General features: G+C 70.8%; 15 protein-coding genes. 10 read left to right on the top strand and 5 right to left on the bottom strand.

What is annotated here, in order from left to right; all coding sequences use genetic code 11:
* Positions 1-66: 66 nt before the first annotated feature.
* Entirely contained in the window at positions 67-1,260 is a 1,194-nt protein-coding gene (locus tag HLA95_RS19450; protein WP_191060515.1) for a multidrug effflux MFS transporter, read from the bottom strand.
* 389 nt (positions 1,261-1,649) lie between these two features.
* On the opposite strand from HLA95_RS19450, the gene HLA95_RS19455 reads away from it, so the two are divergent.
* The 9 genes from HLA95_RS19455 to HLA95_RS19495 all read left to right on the top strand — a co-directional run bounded on the left by HLA95_RS19455 (position 1,650) and on the right by HLA95_RS19495 (position 9,045).
* Positions 1,650-1,937 (top strand): integration host factor subunit beta, encoded by a 288-nt coding sequence (locus tag HLA95_RS19455; RefSeq protein ID WP_159710277.1) that lies wholly within the window; start codon positions 1,650-1,652, stop codon positions 1,935-1,937.
* A gap of 66 nt (positions 1,938-2,003) precedes the next feature.
* Entirely contained in the window at positions 2,004-2,354 is a 351-nt protein-coding gene (locus HLA95_RS19460; RefSeq protein ID WP_222184231.1) for a LapA family protein, read from the top strand.
* A gap of 4 nt (positions 2,355-2,358) precedes the next feature.
* Positions 2,359-3,321, top strand: a complete 963-nt coding sequence (gene lhpI / locus HLA95_RS19465) for a bifunctional Delta(1)-pyrroline-2-carboxylate/Delta(1)-piperideine-2-carboxylate reductase (RefSeq protein WP_191062205.1) — start codon at positions 2,359-2,361, stop codon at positions 3,319-3,321.
* A gap of 108 nt (positions 3,322-3,429) precedes the next feature.
* Positions 3,430-4,128 (top strand): orotidine-5'-phosphate decarboxylase, encoded by a 699-nt coding sequence (gene pyrF, locus HLA95_RS19470; protein ID WP_222184233.1) that lies wholly within the window; start codon positions 3,430-3,432, stop codon positions 4,126-4,128.
* Positions 4,125-4,778 carry a phosphoribosylanthranilate isomerase gene (locus HLA95_RS19475; protein ID WP_191060826.1) on the top strand — a complete coding sequence of 218 codons (654 nt, stop codon included), beginning with the start codon at positions 4,125-4,127 and terminating at the stop codon, positions 4,776-4,778. Before pyrF ends, HLA95_RS19475 begins: the two co-directional genes overlap by 4 nt.
* Positions 4,775-5,983: a tryptophan synthase subunit beta gene (gene trpB / locus HLA95_RS19480; RefSeq protein ID WP_222184235.1), complete on the top strand. Its 1,209-nt coding sequence runs from the start codon at positions 4,775-4,777 to the stop codon at positions 5,981-5,983. Before HLA95_RS19475 ends, trpB begins: the two co-directional genes overlap by 4 nt.
* Positions 5,980-6,807, top strand: a complete 828-nt coding sequence (gene trpA / locus HLA95_RS19485) for a tryptophan synthase subunit alpha (protein WP_222184237.1) — start codon at positions 5,980-5,982, stop codon at positions 6,805-6,807. The genes trpB and trpA overlap by 4 nt, the downstream gene beginning before the upstream one ends.
* Positions 6,804-7,766, top strand: a complete 963-nt coding sequence (accD, locus tag HLA95_RS19490) for an acetyl-CoA carboxylase, carboxyltransferase subunit beta (protein ID WP_191060824.1) — start codon at positions 6,804-6,806, stop codon at positions 7,764-7,766. The genes trpA and accD overlap by 4 nt, the downstream gene beginning before the upstream one ends.
* Entirely contained in the window at positions 7,744-9,045 is a 1,302-nt protein-coding gene (locus HLA95_RS19495) for a bifunctional folylpolyglutamate synthase/dihydrofolate synthase (RefSeq protein WP_322100152.1), read from the top strand. The genes accD and HLA95_RS19495 overlap by 23 nt, the downstream gene beginning before the upstream one ends.
* Here HLA95_RS19495 and HLA95_RS19500 read toward each other — a convergent pair.
* The 3 genes from HLA95_RS19500 to HLA95_RS19510 form a co-directional block, all read right to left on the bottom strand.
* Positions 9,042-10,787 carry an OmpA family protein gene (locus HLA95_RS19500; RefSeq protein WP_222184239.1) on the bottom strand — a complete coding sequence of 582 codons (1,746 nt, stop codon included), beginning with the start codon at positions 10,785-10,787 and terminating at the stop codon, positions 9,042-9,044. The genes HLA95_RS19495 and HLA95_RS19500 overlap by 4 nt on opposite strands.
* A gap of 109 nt (positions 10,788-10,896) precedes the next feature.
* On the bottom strand, positions 10,897-11,256 hold the full coding sequence (locus HLA95_RS19505) for a hypothetical protein (RefSeq protein WP_191059836.1): 360 nt from the start codon (positions 11,254-11,256) through the stop codon (positions 10,897-10,899).
* Complete coding sequence (locus HLA95_RS19510; RefSeq protein WP_191059837.1) at positions 11,253-12,107, bottom strand: universal stress protein; 855 nt, start codon at positions 12,105-12,107, stop codon at positions 11,253-11,255. Before HLA95_RS19510 ends, HLA95_RS19505 begins: the two co-directional genes overlap by 4 nt.
* Before the next feature lie 172 nt (positions 12,108-12,279).
* Between HLA95_RS19510 and HLA95_RS19515 the strand changes: the two genes are divergently transcribed.
* Positions 12,280-13,425 (top strand): glycosyltransferase, encoded by a 1,146-nt coding sequence (locus tag HLA95_RS19515; RefSeq protein WP_191059841.1) that lies wholly within the window; start codon positions 12,280-12,282, stop codon positions 13,423-13,425.
* Here HLA95_RS19515 and HLA95_RS19520 read toward each other — a convergent pair.
* On the bottom strand, positions 13,389-14,090 hold the full coding sequence (locus HLA95_RS19520; RefSeq protein WP_191059838.1) for a carbon-nitrogen hydrolase family protein: 702 nt from the start codon (positions 14,088-14,090) through the stop codon (positions 13,389-13,391). The genes HLA95_RS19515 and HLA95_RS19520 overlap by 37 nt on opposite strands.
* Positions 14,091-14,159 lie beyond the last annotated feature (69 nt).

The raw sequence follows: 14,159 nt of genomic DNA on the forward strand, positions 1-14,159 counted from the left end.
AGAAAGCGCCCGTAGGGACAAGGATAGCTGACGAGAGATCCTCCCCAGTGCCGTTCCGAAGAGACATTAGCCGGCCACTGCGGACACCCGGCATGACGTAGCCCGCAGGTGCAGCCACCACGCCGCCGCACAGCACAGCGAGCTCCCCGCCATCACCACCACCATCGGCCGCGCCGTGCCGTCGAAGGCAGCGCTCACCAGCAGCGTCGCCAGCGCGCCCAGCAGGCCTTGGAGGAACCCGCCCAGCGCCGAGGCGGTGCCGGCCATCGCCCCCATCGGCTCCAGCGCCAGCATGGTGGCATTCGGCATGATCATGCCCAGCGCCCCCAGGCTCAGGAAGATCATGAGCGCCGCGACCGGCAGGCTGGCCTGCCCCGTCAGCATGACCAGGCCCATCAGCACCGCCATCACCACGAACCAGCCGACCGCCAGCGTGATCAGGCGCGGCGCACCGATCCGGCGGATGATCGTGGCGTTGAGCTGGGCCAGGCCGATGATGGTCGCGGCGTTGCCGGCGAAGATCAGGCTGTAGGTGAGCGGCGTGACCCCATAGAGCGTGATGAACACGAAGGACGAGCCGGCGACATAGGCCAGCAGCGCCGCCTGGGCGAAGCCCGCCGTGGCGACGGCACTCATGAAGGTGCGGTCGCGGCATAAGGCGGCATAGCTGCGCAGGACCGTGAGCCCGTTCTGCCTGATGCGCCGCTCGGGCAGGTGGGTTTCCGGCATGGAGGTCCAGATCAGCACGCCCACGCCGATCGCGACCAGGGCCAGCGCCCAGAAGATCATCCGCCAGGACGCCACCTGGATCAGCAAGCCGCCTGCCAGCGGGGCCAGGATCGGCGAGACGCTGAGCGCCAGGATCGCGGTGGACAGAAGGCGCGCCGCCTCCACGCCGGTATGCATGTCGCGGATGATCGCGATCGCCAGCACCATGCCGGCCGAGGCGCCCAGCCCCTGGAGCAGGCGCCAGAGCAGCAGCGAATCGACGTCGCCGGCCAGGGCACAGCCGATCGAGCCCAGGACGAACAGGCATAAGCCCGCATAGACCGGCGGCTTGCGCCCGATCGCGTCCGAGAGCGGCCCGTAGATCACCTGACCCGCCGCCATGGTGATCACGAAGCAGAGCACGGTGAGCTGCACCACGCCATGGTCGGTGGCGAACTCGGCGGCGATCGAGCCGAAGGCCGGCAGATAGGCGTCGATCGCGAACGGACCCACCGCGATCAGGAGGCCGAGGATCACCGCGTGACGAAGCATGGTCGCGTTCATGGTCGAGCCGTCTTGGAACAGTCTGGGCGCGCCCGGTCCGGCCTGCCCGGTCGAAGGGCAGGCTCGAGGGGTCGCGCGGGGAAAAGGCCGGGCCGCCCACCGCATCGGCGAGGTTCGGGCGAGCCGGCGCTTTTCTCGCATCGCGGCAAGTTCGGCAAGCGTACGGATGATGGAAGCTGCTATACTGTGGCGTCCCTGCCGCGTCGTCCGCGGGCTTGCAATGCGCCAGTGCTGGCAGTGATTTTGCGAAACGAACCCGAGCGGAGGCTTTTTCGTTGCAGTTCAATGGGTTGCGTCTTCCTGTCGCTTGACGCGGCACCACCGTCGCGCGAAAAGGCGGGCGTTGGATCGTTCGTCCAGGGAAAGCGACCGCCGGCATGACCCGCTCCGACCTCATCCGCCGCATCGCCGAGGCGAACCCGCACCTCTACCTGCGCGATGTCGAGAAGATCGTCGCCACCGTGTTCGAGGAGCTGACCAAGGCGCTGGAGCGCGGCGACCGGGTCGAGCTGCGCGGCTTCGGCGCCTTCTCCATCCGCGGCCGCTCGGCGCGGACCGGCCGCAATCCGCGCACCGGCGAGGAGGTGGATGTCCCGGACAAGCGGGTGCCCTATTTCAAGACCGGCAAGGAGCTGAGAGAGCGGCTGAACGTCGGCACGGAGTGAGGCGGCAGCGCCTGTCGCAGCCGGGCCTCCTCTGATATGAGCGGGCCCAAGCTTCGTGAGGCGCCCATGGTAAAGTTTCTCCGCACGATCCTCGCCCTGGTCGGGCTCCTGGTGATCGTCCTGTTCGCGATCGGCAACCGCCAGCCCGTCGAGATCTCGCTCTGGCCGACCCCGTTCATGGTCGACCTGCCGCTCTACGGCGTGTTCCTGGTGGCGATGATCATCGGCGTGATCCTGGGCGGCATCGCGTCCTGGCTGGGCGGCCACGACAAGCGGGTCGAGGCGTCGCGCACCCGGCGCAAGCTGGCCATCCTGCAGGAACAGGAGCTGCGCCGCCGCCGCGACGAGGAAGCCTCGGCCGCAGCGCTCGCCGCCAAGAACGTGACGCCGACCCGCGCACTGGCCACGGCGCGCTGAGCCGATGGAGCAGGTGCCCTTCTTCGGCCCGCAAGCGATCGAGGCCGCCCTGCCCTGGCCGCGCATGGTGGATGCCCTGCGCATCGGCTTCCAGGCGGGTGCCGAGGCCCCGGTCCGGCACCACCACCCGGTTCCGCGCCCGGGCATGGACCGGCCGGCCGACCTCCTGATCATGCCGGCCTGGCGGCCGGGCAGTGTCACCGGCATCAAGATCGTGCATGTGGCGCCCGGCCACGAGGCGTGCGGCATCCCCTCGATCCAGGGGCTCTACCTCCTGTTCGACGGGCCGACCGGCACGCCCAGGGCGATCCTGGATGGTGCTGCCCTGACCCTGCGCCGCACGGCCGGCGCCTCGGCCCTGGCCGCTTCCTATCTCGCCCGCGACGACATCCGCACCCACTTGGTCGTGGGTGCGGGCGCGCTCTGCCCGAACTTCGTCCATGCGCACCGGGCGGTGCGGCCCTCCCTGGAGCGGGCACTGATCTGGAACCGCAACCCGGACAAGGCCGAAGCGGCCGCGGCCCGGCTCGCCGCGCAGGGCATCGCGGCGGAGGCGGTCACCGATCTGGCCGCCGCGGTCAGCCAGGCCGACCTGATCTCGGCCGCCACCAACTCCACCGAGCCGCTGGTGCGCGGCGCCGATGTCCGCCCCGGCACCCATGTCGACCTGGTCGGCGCCTATACCCATGCGATGCGCGAGAGCGACGACGCGCTGGTGGCTGCTGCCTCCGTGTTCGTCGACACCCGCGAGGGTGCGCTGGCCGAGGCGGGCGACCTGCTCCAGGCGATCGACTCCGGCGCCTTCTCGGCCGGTTCGATCCGGGGCGAGCTGCGCGAGCTGGTGACCGGCACCGTGCCGGGCCGGCGCAGCGCCGACGAGGTCACCCTGTTCAAGTCGGTGGGTGCCGCCCTGGAGGACCTGGTGGCCGCCGAGGCGGTCGTCGCCGCATCCGGCCAGGGCGATTGAATCCGGCGCCGCTTCCCACACATGTAGAGACATCCCGCCCATCGCGTTGACGCACCTGTCTGGCTCTGCCAAGCAGCGCAGCGGTCCTGCCATCGTCCGGAACCGACCTTGTCCAGCTCCCCGATCTTGTGCGCCATCGACCGCCCCGACCCGGCCGGCGCCCTGACGCTGGCCCGGTCGCTGAACGGCGTGGTCGGCGGCGTGAAGCTCGGCCTGGAGTTCTTCTGCGCCAGCGGCCCAGACGGCGTGCGCACCGTCCAGGAGGCTGGCCTGCCGATCTTCCTGGACCTGAAGCTGCACGACATCCCGAACACGGTGGCAGGGGCAGTCCGCTCCGCCCTGGCGCTCGAGCCCGCCATGCTGACCCTGCATGCGTCGGGTGGTGCGGCGATGCTGCGGGCGGCGGTCGAGGCCAAGCGGCAGGCCGGCGCCTCCACCTGGCTCCTGGCGGTGACGGTGCTGACCAGCCTGGACGATGCCGACTTGGCAGCAGCGGGCGTGGCCGGCGGCACCGGGGCGCAGGTCGAGCGGCTGGCACGGCTCGCGGTCGAGGCCGGCGTCGACGGCCTGGTCTGCTCGCCGCACGAGATTGCCCGCCTGCGCCGGATCCTGCCGGCTGGCGTGAAGCTGGTGGTCCCGGGCATCCGCCCGGCCGGGCCTGCCGGTGACGACCAGAAGCGGGTGATGACACCGCAGGAGGCACTGGCCGCCGGTGCCGACGTGCTGGTGGTGGGGCGGCCGATCACGGGTGCGGCCGATCCGGTCGCCGCGGCGCGCGGCCTGCTCGGAGGCGGATCCGGCCGATGACGCTGGTCAAGATCTGCGGGCTGAAGGAGCCGGCGCGCATCGTCCAGGCCTGCGGGGCCGGCGCGGACTTCGTGGGCTTCGTGTTCTTCCCGCCGTCGCGGCGCAACGTCACGCCCCATGAGGCGGGCGAGCTCGCCCGGCACGTCACCGGCGAGACAAGGACGGTCGGCCTGTTCGTCAATCCGGACGACCATCTGCTCGAGACCGCGCTGATGTCGGTGGCGCTCGACGTGATCCAGCTCCACGGCGAGGAGAAGCCCGAGCGGGTCGCCGAGATCGGGCTGCGCTTCGGCGTGGAGACGCTGAAGGCGCTGCCGGTGGCGACACCGGAGGACCTGGCGGTGCTGCCGGCCTACCGGGACGCCGCCGACATGCTGCTGTTCGACACCAAGCCCCTGCCAGGTGCTGCCCAGCCCGGCGGCAACGGCTTGGCGTTCGACTGGCGGCTGCTCCAGGGCCTGGAGGTCGGGAAGCCCTGGCTGCTCGCGGGGGGCCTGAGCCCCGACAATGTCGAGGCTGCCCTGGCGATGACCGGTGCCACCGGTGTCGATGTCAGCTCCGGGGTGGAGATTTCGCCCGGCGTGAAGGATCCGGCACGGCTCGCCGACTTCATCGCCAAGGCCAAGGGATTTGGAAGGAACGACCGATGAGCCAGCGCAACTCCCTGCGCACCATGCCGGACGAGAACGGCCATTACGGCATCTTCGGCGGACGGTTCGTCGCCGAGACCCTGATGCCGCTGATCCTCGACCTGGAGCGCGCCTACGAGGAGGTGAAGAAGGACGAGGGCTTCTGGAAGGAACTCGACGGCTGGTTCAAGGACTATGTCGGCCGCCCCTCGCCGCTCTACTACGCTGAGCGCCTGACCGAGCATTTCGGCGGGGCGAAGATCTACTTCAAGCGTGAGGAGCTGAACCACACCGGCTCCCACAAGATCAACAACACGGTGGCCCAGGTCCTGCTCGCCAAGCGCATGGGCAAGACCCGGATCATCGCCGAGACCGGGGCCGGCCAGCACGGCGTCGCCACCGCCACCGTGGCCTCGCGCCTCGGCCTGCCCTGCATCGTCTACATGGGTGCCAAGGACATCGAGCGGCAGCAGCCCAACGTGTTCCGCATGCGCCTGCTGGGTGCCGAGGTGCGCCCCGTCACCTCCGGCTCGCATACGCTCAAAGACGCGATGAACGAGGCGCTGCGCGACTGGGTGACCAACGTCCACGACACGTTCTACGTGATCGGCTCGGTGGCAGGCCCCCATCCCTATCCGGCGATGGTGCGCGACTTCCAGTCGGTGATCGGCCGCGAGGCGAAGCAGCAGATCCTGGAAAAGGAAGGCCGCCTGCCGGACGTGCTGGTGGCAGCCGTGGGCGGCGGCTCCAATGCCATGGGCCTGTTCCACCCCTTCCTGGACGACGAGGTCCGGCTGATCGCGGTGGAAGCCGCGGGCGACGGGATCGAGACCGGCCGCCATGCCGCGGCGATGGCCGCCGGCACCCCCGGCGTGCTGCACGGCTCGCGCTCCTACCTGCTCCAGGACCAGGACGGCCAGGTGATCGAGCCGCACTCGATCTCGGCCGGTCTCGACTATCCGGGCGTGGGCCCTGAGCATTCCTGGCTGAAGGACCAGGGCCGCCTGGAGATCGCTCCCATCACGGATGCGGAGACGCTGGAGGCCTTCCAGCTCTGCGGCAAGCTGGAGGGCATCCTGCCGGCGCTGGAATGCGCCCATGCCCTGGCGCATGTCGCCAAGATCGCGCCCGGCATGGACCGGGACCAGATCATCCTCCTCAACCTGTCCGGCCGGGGCGACAAGGACATTTTCGCGGTCGCGGAGCATCTTGGAGTGAAGCTGTGAGCGAGCGGATCCAGAAGCGCTTCGCTGCGCTCGCCGCCGAGGGCCGGGCGGGCCTCGTCACCTATCTCTGCGCGGGCGACCCCGATGCGGAAACCTCGCTGGCGCTGATCCGGGGCCTGCCCGGCGCCGGCGTCGACCTCATCGAGATCGGCATGCCGTTCTCCGACCCGATGGCCGACGGCCCGGCGATCCAGGCCGGCAATCTGCGCGCCATCGCGGGCGGCATGACGCTGAACGGCGTGCTGGAGCTGGTGCGCCGGTTCCGCTCCGACGACCAGACGACGCCGGTCGTGCTGATGGGCTACTACAACCCGGTCCACCGGATGGGGAAGGAGCGGTTCATCGCCGCCGCCGTCGAGGCCGGGGTGGACGGGCTGATCATGGTCGACCTGCCGCCCGAGGAGGACGAGGAGTTCTGCCTGCCGGCCAAGGAGGCTGGCCTGGACTTCATCCGCCTGGCCACGCCCACCACCGACGACAAGCGACTGCCGGTGGTGCTCCAGAACGCGTCCGGCTTCATCTACTACGTGTCGATCACCGGTATCACCGGCTCGGCGGCCCCGGTCGCCGATCTGGTCGGCCAAGCCGTGCGCCGGATCAAGTCGGCCACGACGCTGCCGGTCGCGGTGGGCTTCGGCATCCGTACGCCCGAGCAGGCGGCGGCGATCGCCCGCAACGCCGATGCCGCGGTGGTGGGCTCGGCCCTGGTCGACCTGGTGGCCACCAACCTGGACCAAGACGGCAAGGCCAGGCCCGGTCTGGTCGAGGCGGTGCACGGGCTGGTGCGCGAGCTGGCCGCCGGCGTGCGCGGAGCCCGCGCATGAGCAACTGGCTCACCGACTATGTCCGGCCGAAGATCCGGGCATTGGTCAGCCGCGAGACCGCCCTGCCCGACGATCTGTGGCGGCAGTGCACGTCCTGCGAACGGATGATCTTCCACCGCGACTTCGAGCAGGCGCAGCGGGTCTGCCCGCATTGCGGCCACCACATGCGGGTCGACCCGAAGTTCCGCTTCGAGACCCTGTTCGACGCCGGAAGCTGGCAGCAGATCGAGCTGCCCAAGGTGCCGGCCGACCCGCTCAAGTTCCGCGACCAGAAGCGCTATGCCGACCGGCTGAAGGAGGCCCAGGCCAAGACCGGCCGCCAGGACGCGCTGGAGGCCGCCCACGGCAAGATCGACGGCATGCCCGCGGTGATCGCGGTCATGAACTTCGCCTTCATGGGCGGCTCGATGGGCACGGCGGTGGGCGAGGCCTTCCTGGCGGCGGCCAAGCTCGCCGTCCTGCAGGAAGCCGCACTGATCGTGTTCACCAGCTCCGGCGGGGCGCGGATGCAGGAGGGTGCGCTGTCCCTCATGCAGATGGCGCGCACCACCGTCGCGGTGGAGATGGTGAAGGACAAGGGCCTGCCCTACATCGTGGTGCTGACTGATCCCACCACGGGCGGGGTCACTGCCAGCTTCGCCATGCTGGGCGACATCCAGCTGGCCGAGCCCGGCGCCATGATCGGCTTTGCCGGTGCCCGCGTAATCGAGCAGACCATCCGCGAGAAGCTGCCCGAGGGTTTTCAGCGCGCCGAGTATCTGCGCGACCACGGCATCGTCGACATGGTCGTGCATCGCTTCGACCTGCGCGCCACGCTGGTGCGGATCCTGGACCTGCTCCTGCGCAAGCGGCGCGACCTGCCGGAGGCGCCGGCGGCGGCGGAGCCGGCGGTCGAGCCCCCCGCCGAGGCGCCCACCCTGGAACTGGTCCGGACGAGTGAGCCGCAGCCGGGCGAGTGACGTCGTCCTGGCCAGGCTGCTCGACCTTCATCCCAAGAAGATCGACCTGTCCCTGGCCCGGATGGAGCGGATCCTGGCGGAGCTGGGCCATCCGGAGCGCGCACTGCCGCCGGTCGTCCATCTGGCCGGCACCAACGGCAAGGGCTCGACCGGGGCCTATGTCGCCGCAGCCCTCGCCGCGTCCGGCCGGCGCGTCCACCGCTACGTCTCCCCGCACCTGGTCCGGTTCAGCGAGCGGATCCTGCTCTCAGGGGAGCCGATCGATGAGGCACTGCTGACCGACCTCCTGGAGGAGGTCGAGCGGGTCAATGCCGGCCGGCCGATCACCTTCTTCGAGATCACCACCGCGATGGCGTTCCTGGCCTTCGCGCGCACCCCGGCCGACCTCCTGGTGCTGGAGGTCGGCATGGGCGGCCGGCTGGACGCGACCAACGTGATCGACCGGCCCGCCGTGTCGGTGATCACCCCGGTCTCGCTCGACCACGAATCCTACTTGGGCGACACGGTCGGCCAGATCGCTACCGAGAAGGCCGGGATCCTGAAGCCCGGCGTGCCCTGCGTGCTGGCACCTCAGAGCGCGGAGGGCTTGACCGCGATCGAACGGGTGGCGGCAGCGACCGGCACGCCACTCGTGATCCATGATCGGGACTGGCGCTACGAGCTGCGCGATGGTCAGCTATGCGTCCATGATGGGGAGGCCCGGATCGAGCTGCCGCGCCCGGCCCTGGAAGGGCCGCACCAGTACGTGAACGCGGCAGTGGCAGCACTGGCCCTGCGCCGGCTGCCGGAACCGCTCCGTCCCGCCACGTCCCACATCGCCCGGGGCCTGGCCTCGGTCCGCTGGCCCGGCCGCTGGCAGCGCCTGACGTCGGGGCCGATGGCGGAACTGCTGCCGGACGGCTGGGAGCTGCGCCTGGACGGCGGGCACAACCCGGCGGCCGCCGCCGCGCTCGCGGCCATGCTGGACGCGCTGCCGCCCGGCCGACCGGTGCATCTGGTGGTGGGCATGCTGAACACCAAGGATGCCGACGCCTTCCTGGCGCCACTGCTGCCACGTGCTGCCTCCTGCACGATGGTGCCGATCCCGGACGAGCCCCTGGCACGTGCACCCGACGAACTCGCGGCGACCGCGGCGCGGCTGGGCCATCCGGCCAGGACGGCACCGGGCCATGTCGCCGCGGTCGCAGAGATCGTCGGGGCAGCACCCGACAGCGCGGCGCTGGTGCTGGTGTGCGGCTCCCTGCATCTGGCCGGCAGCGTGCTGGCCGAGCACGGCTAGCGCGCGACGAACACCTCGACGCGCCGGTTGGCGCTGCGCCCCTCGGCGGTCTTGTTGCTGGCGATCGGCTCGTCCGGCCCCATGCCGTCCACCTCGATGCGCGCCGGGTCGATCTCGAATTGCTCGGCCAGCGCGTCGCGCAGCGCCCGGGCCCGCTCCACCGACAAGGTCAGGTTGCGGTAGCGGTCACCTTCGGAATCGGTGTGGCCGACCACGCGCACCCTGGCACCGGGGGATAGCTGGATAAGGGTCGCCACCCGCTCCAGCCCGCGTGCCGAGCCGGCATCGATCAGTCGCCCGCCCAGCTCGAACTCGATGCCGGTGGGCACGGTCCGGATCCAGCCGTCCGCCGTTTCTTCCAGCTTCAGCCCGCTGAGCCGGCCCAGCACCGGCAGGGACAGGCGTGGCGCTGCCGCCGGTTCCTCGTCGAGCCCGGGCGCGTCCCCGCCATATTCCAGCTCGTCGCCAAGCTTGGTGGCCACGATCGGCCAGACCTCGGCAGCCTCGGTATCCGCCGGCGGCTCGCCCTGCCCGGAGCGGGCCAGCTCCAGCCGCGCCACGAGCTGGCGCAGCGCGTCGAGCTCGGCCAGGGTCTCCACCAGTTGCTGGCCGAGCTCGGCGGCCTCGGCCACCGAGGCGCTGGCGACCCCGCGCATGTCCGCGAGTTCCCTGGCCAGCTCCGCCGCATGGCGCCCGACCTCCTGGGACACGCCGTCCATGGCGGCGGCACGGGTGCGCGCACGGGCCAGGTCGTCCTGCAGCCGCTCGACCTCCCGGGTCCGGCCCGTCCGCTCCGCGGCCAGCGCCTGCTCGGCCTTGGCCAGCCGGCTCTCGGCCTGGCTGGCCTGTTCCTGGAGGCGCTGCTCGGCCACGGCCCGGTCGGCCCAAGCCTGCCGGACCTCCTCACTCATCGCGTCGAGCTGGCGGCCGGCATCGGCCAGCTTCGCCTCGACCACCGCGATCTGGGCGGCCCCCTCGACTCGGATCTTGTCCCGTTCGGCGGTGAGCTGATCGAGCTGCTGCCGCAGCTCGGCCTGGGCGCGCTCGGCCAACTCCCGCTCCTTGCCCTTGCCGCCCTGCAGCTCCGCGAGCTGGCGGTCCCGCTCGGCCAGGACCAGGTTCAGCCGCCCGAAATCCTGCTGGGTGGCCTCCAGCCGGGCCTCCACCTCGGCGACGCGGGCCAGGGCACTGGCCGCGTCCTCGGCAGCCGCGCGGCGCGCCTCGACGGCCGAGGCTTCCACCAGCCGCACCTCGTCGCCCGTGGTGGCCAGCACCCGGTCGCGCTCGGTCAGCGCATCGCGCAGCGCCTTTTCCCGGCGTTCCAGCGCCAGGGCCAGCCGCTCGCTGGCATGCTCGGCATTGCGCAGCCGCCGGGCCAGCTCGTCATGGCGCGCCGTGACGCTGCGGTTGGCGATGTCGGCATCGGTGAGCTGCTGGCGCAGCCTCGCCACCTCCTGGCGCAGCCCCGCCACCTCCTGGTCGAGCAGCCGCACCCGCTCCTGGGCGAGCGCCAGCCGCTCCTCCTGGCGCGTATCGCCCGCCGCCGGCTGGGCGCCGTCCACGCGGGTGCGGACGGCGTCCATGATCGCTTCCAGCTCCCTGGCGCTTTGGTCGGGCACCGCTGCTGGCATGGCCGGCGCCGGAGCGGGCGCCGCCGGCGACCCGGCGGATGCCGTGGCCGGAACCAGCAGCACCGCCACGCCGATCAGGGCCGGCCGGACCGGCTTCAGCAATCTGCGCATGCGCTTGATGTTCCGATCCCCGACGGCGCTCTCGACCACGACCCGACCCGTGGGCCGGCAGGGCCAGGATGGCCCCGTTCCCCCGGTTCCGTCCATACCTCGCGGCCGTTCAGACCCGGTCCTGCAGCAGCGCCAGCAGCCCGGCCAGCCCGGCCGCACCGGTCAGGAACAAGGGCACTCCGCCCCTGGGCGGGACACCGGCCGCGCGGGCGCGCACCAGGACATGCAGCCAGGTCAGCACGGCGAGCCAGCCCAGCCAGTGCATGACGTGGCCGAAGAACCGGGCATTGGCCAGGCCGCCCGCACTGTGGAGCATGACCAGCCCGCTGGCCATCACGCCCGCCAGCGCTGCGGAAACCAGGCCCAGGCGCCAGGGCGCCGCGCTCCCGTGGCGGAACTGCGCTGCCAGCAGGAGCAGGCAGGCCAGGCCCAGCAGGGCATGCAGCAGCAGGCTGCTACCGCCGCTCAATGCGACATCAGCACCGGCACCTCGACATTGGCCAGGATATAGCTGGTGGCGCCGCCGAAAATCATCTGCCGCAGCCGCGACTGGGTGTAGGCGCCCTTGACGATCAGGTCCGCGCCCATGCGCTGCGCCTCGTCCAGCGTCACCTTGCCGACCGGCCGGTCGTCGCCGGCATGGTTCACCACCTCCACATGGAGGCCGCGCCGCTCCAGCATCCGGGCCAGCGATTCGCCGGACGGGCCCGGCACCGTGCCCTTTTCCACCGTATGCACGATCACCGACTTCGCCCGGTCCAGGAACGGCATGGCGAGGGCGATGGTGCGCGAGGTCTCGGTGCTGCCGTTCCAGGAGATCAGGACCCGGTCGAAGCCGATCCGGGTGGCGCTGGGCGGTGCGATCATCAGGAGGCGCCCGGCCTCGAACAGGGCCCCTTCCAGGGCGGCGGTCGAGGGCGTCAGGCTGTCCGCGACCGGCCGGCCGACCACGATCAGGTCGAAGATCCGGCCATAGCTGCCGAGCACGTTGGCCGCGGCCCCGGCACCCAGGTGCCAGTCCGCCGCCGGGCCGGACACGCCGGGCTCCAGGAAACGCGGCATGCCGGCCGAGCGCACCGCGTTCTCGAAGGCATCGCGCAGCTTCTCGGCCCGCTCGCGCGCATCCTGCTCGAAGCCCGCCACCAGGTCCGGTGCCGCGGCGATGAAGCCGTCCGCACCCGCGGCGATCACGTCCGGCTGTACCGGGCGGACATGCAGGCCCTCCAGATAGGAGCCGAACTCCTTCGCCACACCGATGCTGCAGGCCAGCGTCGCGTCGAGCGCGGCGCTCACCTCCAAGTTCACCAGGATGGTCTTCATGCGGAGGGCTTCCTTGTCATGGTTGTCTGCGCCGCCATCTTAGGGCAGTTCAGCCGGACCCGCATCCGGCTCCGTGAGTGTGAAACCCTCTGGCGGTTCGGCACAAGAACAACCTCCCCGGAGTGCCAAAGGCTTGTCCAGGCCAACCCTGCCCGTCCCCGACCTGGCCGGGCTGAAGGTCGCGATCGTCCATGACTGGCTGCAGAGCCTCTATGGCTCGGAGCGGGTGGTCGAGCAGATCCTGGCCTGCTTTCCCCAGGCGGAGCTGTTCACCCTGGTGGACGTGATGCCCAAGGGTGTCCGTGGCCTCCTGGAGGAAGTGACGGTCCGCACCTCGTTCATCCAGAACCTGCCGTTCGCGCGCCGCCATTTTCGCCACTACCTGCCGCTCATGCCGCTGGCGATCGAGCAGTTCGACCTCGGCCGCTTCGACCTCGTGCTGTCCTCCAGCCATGCCTTCGCCAAGGGCGTGCTCACCGGCCCCCATCAGGTTCACCTGGCCTATGTCCACGCGCCGATGCGCTATGCCTGGGAATACCAGCACCAGTACCTGGCCGAGGCCGGGCTGGACCGGGGCCTGCGCTCCTGGCTGCTCCGCTGGCAGCTCCACCGGCTGCGCAACTGGGATTTCCGCACCGGCGCCGGGCCGGACCGGCTGATCGCCAATTCGGAGTTCATCCGCCAGCGCATCCAGAGGATCTACCGGCGCGACGCCACGGTGATCCATCCGCCGGTCCGGCTCCAGGATTTCGCGCCGGCACCCAGCAAGGGCGATCATTTCATCGCGATCTCGCGCTTTGCCCCCTACAAGCGCACCGAGCTCATCTGTGCCGCCTTCGCGGCGATGCCCGACCTGAAGCTGAAGGTGATCGGCGAGGGTGCCGGCCAGGCCCGAGTGCGACCGGCGCCCAATGTCGAGCTGCTGGGGACTCTGCCGCGCGCCGAGGTCGCCCGCCTGCTGGCGGAGGCCCGGGCCCTGGTGTTCGCGGCGGAGGAGGATTTCGGCATCACGCTGGTCGAGGCCCAAGCGGCGGGCACGCCGGTGATTGCCTTTGGTCGCGGTGGTGCCCTGGATTCGGTACGTCCCGCCCCGCACCCCGACGCCACCGGCCTGTTCTTCACCGAGCAGAGCGAGGGGGCGATCTGCCAAGCAGTGCGGCGGTTCCTCCAGGAGGAGGACCGGTTCACGCAGGATGCCCTCCTGCGCAACGCCGCCCGCTTTTCCGAGGAGCGCTTCCGCGAGCGCTACCTGGCCCTGGTGACGGCGGCGCTCGCCCGGCATCAGCTCCGCGGCAGCGGCTCCATCAGCGCCCGGTAGAGCTCGACGCGTCGCCTGGCGGCGAAGTCGTCCTGGCTGTCCTCGCCCGGATCCGGCAGCTCGAGCCCGGACCTGGCCGCACCGTCATGCCAGACCTGTCCGTCCGGGCCGGCGGCGACCATCCCCTCGCCGCTGACCAGCACGCAGGGCACCCCGTTCTCCAGGGCCCGGACGAGAGCCAGGGCGCGCAGCACCGGGCGGGGGAAGCCGGCCACGCCCAGCAGGAGCGTAGCACCCTCCAGCGCCAGGCACCGGGTCATCTCCGGGTGGAGCAGGTCGTCGTCCAGCGCCAGGCCGATGCGCCGGCCCAGCAGCGGGACGATCGTCATCCAGTTGCCGCGCGCCAGCCGCCGGGCCTGGTCCCCGGCACTCAGATGGGTCTTGCGATAGCTGCACAGGCCGTGCCCGGTGCCGTCGACCAGCAGCAGGCTCGCGAACGTCCGCTCGTCCTCCCGCTCGGCATATGGGGCCAGGAGGGCCGTGCTGGTCCGCCCGGCCAGCTCCATCAGCCGCCTGGCGAGGCTGCCGTCAGATAGTTCCGGCTCGAGGTCGGCGCGGTCTGCAGACCAGCCAGACGGGAATATTGCCAGACCGGCGCCTGATGTTACGATGAAGTCTCCGATGTCCTTCCAGCATTCACCTAGTGAAACTGCTACGATACGCATCAGACATCCTTTGAAACAATCACTGTTCACGCCGCTGTGACCAGATCGTTACTGACAACAACAGCTGCG

It is taken from the genome of Geminicoccus harenae (assembly GCF_019800005.1).
In the GTDB taxonomy this organism is placed as follows: domain Bacteria; phylum Pseudomonadota; class Alphaproteobacteria; order Geminicoccales; family Geminicoccaceae; genus Geminicoccus; species Geminicoccus harenae.